Annotated in this window: 5 protein-coding genes and 1 pseudogene; all 6 read left to right on the plus strand. The window is 63.6% G+C overall.

Features of this window, described 5'->3' with window-relative positions; all coding sequences use genetic code 11:
- Positions 1-373: pseudogene (locus tag GGQ89_RS19645) on the plus strand (hypothetical protein); the annotation flags it as partial.
- Complete coding sequence (locus tag GGQ89_RS19650; protein WP_184107161.1) at positions 366-1028, plus strand: Lar family restriction alleviation protein; 663 nt, start codon at positions 366-368, stop codon at positions 1026-1028. The pseudogene GGQ89_RS19645 and the gene GGQ89_RS19650, both read left to right, overlap by 8 nt.
- On the plus strand, positions 1025-1780 hold the full coding sequence (locus GGQ89_RS19655; RefSeq protein ID WP_184107163.1) for a DNA-methyltransferase: 756 nt from the start codon (positions 1025-1027) through the stop codon (positions 1778-1780). Before GGQ89_RS19650 ends, GGQ89_RS19655 begins: the two co-directional genes overlap by 4 nt.
- Positions 1777-1920 carry a hypothetical protein gene (locus tag GGQ89_RS19660; RefSeq protein ID WP_184107165.1) on the plus strand — a complete coding sequence of 48 codons (144 nt, stop codon included), beginning with the start codon at positions 1777-1779 and terminating at the stop codon, positions 1918-1920. The genes GGQ89_RS19655 and GGQ89_RS19660 overlap by 4 nt, the downstream gene beginning before the upstream one ends.
- On the plus strand, positions 1917-3155 hold the full coding sequence (locus tag GGQ89_RS19665; RefSeq protein ID WP_184107167.1) for a hypothetical protein: 1239 nt from the start codon (positions 1917-1919) through the stop codon (positions 3153-3155). Before GGQ89_RS19660 ends, GGQ89_RS19665 begins: the two co-directional genes overlap by 4 nt.
- Positions 3152-3484 (plus strand): hypothetical protein, encoded by a 333-nt coding sequence (locus GGQ89_RS19670; protein ID WP_184107169.1) that lies wholly within the window; start codon positions 3152-3154, stop codon positions 3482-3484. The genes GGQ89_RS19665 and GGQ89_RS19670 overlap by 4 nt, the downstream gene beginning before the upstream one ends.
- The last annotated feature ends 116 nt before the right edge of the window (positions 3485-3600 follow it).

Consider the following 3600-nt stretch of genomic DNA (forward strand, 5'->3'; position numbering starts at 1 on the left):
CGATGGTGGCACGATTGAGGGACAAATCAGCCGGTGGACGCCATCGATCCACCAGCCTCGCTGGGCGTCACGCCTGACGCTGACGGTGGTCGATGCCCGTATCCAGCCGCTGTGCTCAATCACGGATGCCGACGCGCAAGCCGAGGGCGTTCAGCAGATCGCAGGTGGCTGGCATGTGCCGGAGGCCGACCTGCCGCAGATGCCGACCGCCGCCGGAGCATTCGCTCGCCTCTGGTCGTCCCTGCACCGCACGGACGGCGAATGCTGGTGCGATAACCCGGACGTCGTCGCGCTGACCTTCACCGTCACCGCCGAGAACATCGACCGCATGGCCGCGAGCGCAGCCAACCCGCAGGAGTCCGCCCGTGGCTGACCAAATACCCGATAGCGCGAAGCTGCTGCCGTGCCCGAACCCGTGGTGCGACTGCCCTGATAGCCTTTTCGTTCAACCGCTCGATAGGAAGACGCTGTTTGGCGTCCAATGCGCATGCGGCTTTGAAGGGCCGGTGATGGACAGCAAACAGCGTGCCATCGCCGCCTGGAACACCCGCGCCGCCCCGCCCGCGATGGATCGGGAGGCGGTGGAGAAGGTGACCTCCGCCATGCTGCTTGGCCGGTCCTGGATGCGCCATTCTCCTACCTGCCGTTCGATTGTGGGAGAGGCAACCGATGATGGATGTCGTGTCGATTGCTCGTGCGGACTGGCGGATGTGCTCTCTAGCTTTGATGCCGCCATGTTCGGGGTCGATCCCGCTCTCTTCGGCTTAGACCCGACCCTCTCCACCCTCTCCGCAGACGCGATCCGCCAGGGGGAGGGGAAGTGGCGTCATGTGAAGCGCGGAACTGTCTATCAGGTGATCGGTACGGCGGAGTTGCAGGCCGGACAGCCCCAGCTCGAACACGCGGAGCTAGTCATCTACCGTGGCGAGGATGGCAAGCTGTGGGCCCGCAACAGCGGCGAGTTCCATGACGGCCGGTTCGTCCCCGCCACCCCCGCCTCTCACGCCAGCGATGGGGGGAAGGCATGACCTACCAGCGCAAAGAGGTGATCGGCAACGCTACGCTTTATCTGGGCGATTGCCTGCATATCCTGCCAACACTTGCCCCGGTCGACCATGTCATTAGCGACCCGCCATACGAAGATGAGTTGCACGCTGCCGTTGGTAAGTTTGCGACGCTTCGCAACGACGGAAAAAGCTACGCCTCAAACCGGCTAACGTCCTTTGGCTTCGAAGGTGTCAACGCTGATCGTTCAGCGATTGCGGCCGAATGCGTCCGCCTATCGCAAGGATGGGTCATTCTATTCACGCTTGCCGAGGGCGTCCGCGCTTGGCGTGACGATCTTCAAGCTGTCGGAGCCAAGTACGATACTTGTCTTGCTTGGGTGAAGCCGGACTCAACGCCTAGGATGAATGGTCAGGGCGCGGCACGAGGATTTGAATGCGCTGTCACAGCTTGGTGCGCCCCCGGCCATCGTAGCTGGAACGCTGGAGGAAAGCGCGGCGTCTACACGCACCTGGTCAATAATCCTGAGCGCACTGGCCAGCATCCTACGGAGAAGCCCCGTCGTTTGATGGCTGAACTGGTGGCGGACTTCACCAAGCCAGCACAAGTTGTGTGTGACCCATTTATGGGCAGCGGAACCACAGGTGTTGCTGCCGTGCAGGCTGGGCGTGGATTCATCGGGATTGAGCGCGACCACGCCCATTTCAACTTAGCCTGCCGTCGCATCGAGGACGCGCAGCGCCAGGGCAATCTTTTCATGGGAGACCCCGCATGACCACCCGACAGACGCCGGATGCTGTGCGCGAGGCGGAAGGGCGGGGCGGTTTCGCTTGCCCGATCTGCGGTCAGGAAACGCCGCATCACCACACGTCGAAAGTCGTGGATGCCTACCAGAACAAGCGGAGCCGGAAATGAGCGACCTGCTACCTGTAACGCAGGCCGACCGCGACGCGGTGCAGGCCTTTCATCGCATCATGGCGGCCCGCCTGATGAGTGACATTGCCAATGGACGCCCGACGATGGGTGAAGATGAGGGCGATGCTGGCACGTTGGTTCAGGCTTTCGCCGCCCACCGCCTCGCCGCCCTCGACAGCCGCGCGGGCGATGCGGGGGAGGGTGACCAATACACCGCCGGTTACGCGCAAGGTCAAGCGGACGCGGCCCAACTCCACCATTGGATGCAGGATAAGGCATGGCAGGATGCTGTCCTTATGCTGGTCCACTATCAGACGCTTGCCGAGCGAACGTGGCTTGTCGGGCATGAGGAAGCTGCCGCCAAGTTGGCGGAATGGTGGCGACATGCCCGCGCACTATCCGAGACGAAATCGGCTGAAGACATCGCCGCCACCCCCGCGCCCGCTGCCGATGCGGCAGACGAACGGGCCAGCATCTTGCGACAGGCCGCACAGGAAGCCTATCGCGTGTGTGCAGAAACGCGCCACGTATCGCTTGGCGAAAAGGCCCGAGACACCATTCTCGCCATGCAATCCCAGGACTCTGTCGGCCTGGGCAAGGACAACAACGGCGGGCGGTGCCCCGACTGTGACGATACCGGCGACGTTCACCGTATCGACGGCGAATGGCTCGGCACATGCCATTGCCCGGCCGGTAAAGGTGTTTCCGGTGATGCGGCCGAATTGGCGGCGTTTGGTGCCAGCGAACACGCTTGCGCGCTGTACCCGGGTGAGGATCAGGCCGCCGAGCGCGCGGCGTTCATCGCAGGGGCCACGCATCAGGCGAAACCCGCTGTCGATGCGGTCCCGGCGGGGGAGGTGGATACCTACAGCCGTTGGCTCGCTGGCGACGAGACGCTACCGACGCTACCCCGCGAGCAGTACCTACGCTTTCAAGCGAGCAGTGACCGCGCAATCAAAAATCGCCGACGCACCCCCCAGACTGTGGCGGATGGGGTAGAAGAAGTCCGCCGCAATCCCGACGATCCTGATTGGGATAATTGTCCGGCCTGCAAGGGAGGGGCGCTGGATACGGGGTACGAGTGCAACACTTGCGGTTTCGACGCGCAACCCTTGGTCCATTTGAAGGATGCTTGCGAGGCTCGGGGCGAAAGGATGCACCCTTCGGGGCTGTACGAAAGCGAGATAGCGCATCCCTTCCTCGCCGCCCTCTCGCACGGAGAGGGGCGGAAGTGAGCAGGTACGGCTTCACGAAGCGCACGACGCTCGGTATCATCCACCACGTCGACAATCTGACCCAAGTGGCAGGGCACAAGCGGCTGTTCGGCAAGACGGGCGGCTACGGCTGGTCGTTCTACCGTTACAATCAGCCGACGCCCTCGTTCGCGCTCCATCGCGTCTGGAACTTTGTGTTCTTCGCTGTGCACCACGTCGGAACGGGCGATAGCGTCGACCCGCCCGGCTGGCACGTCACCCGCGCGCGTCTGTGGATCGAGCGCGAGCGTGGCGGGATCGCCCTGCGTTGGCGGAAGGCCAACACTTTCCGCGTGAGGGCCGCCGCATGACCGCCTCCGGTTTCGCGATGAGCGAGAGCGCCTACAGCTGGCAGATGCAGCCGGATGTGCAGCAGCTGCGGGCCGAGGGTCGGGCGCCCTCCTTCGGGGCGTGGTGCATGATCCTG

It is taken from the genome of Sphingomonas yabuuchiae, assembly GCF_014199595.1.
Taxonomy (GTDB): Bacteria; Pseudomonadota; Alphaproteobacteria; order Sphingomonadales; family Sphingomonadaceae; genus Sphingomonas; species Sphingomonas yabuuchiae.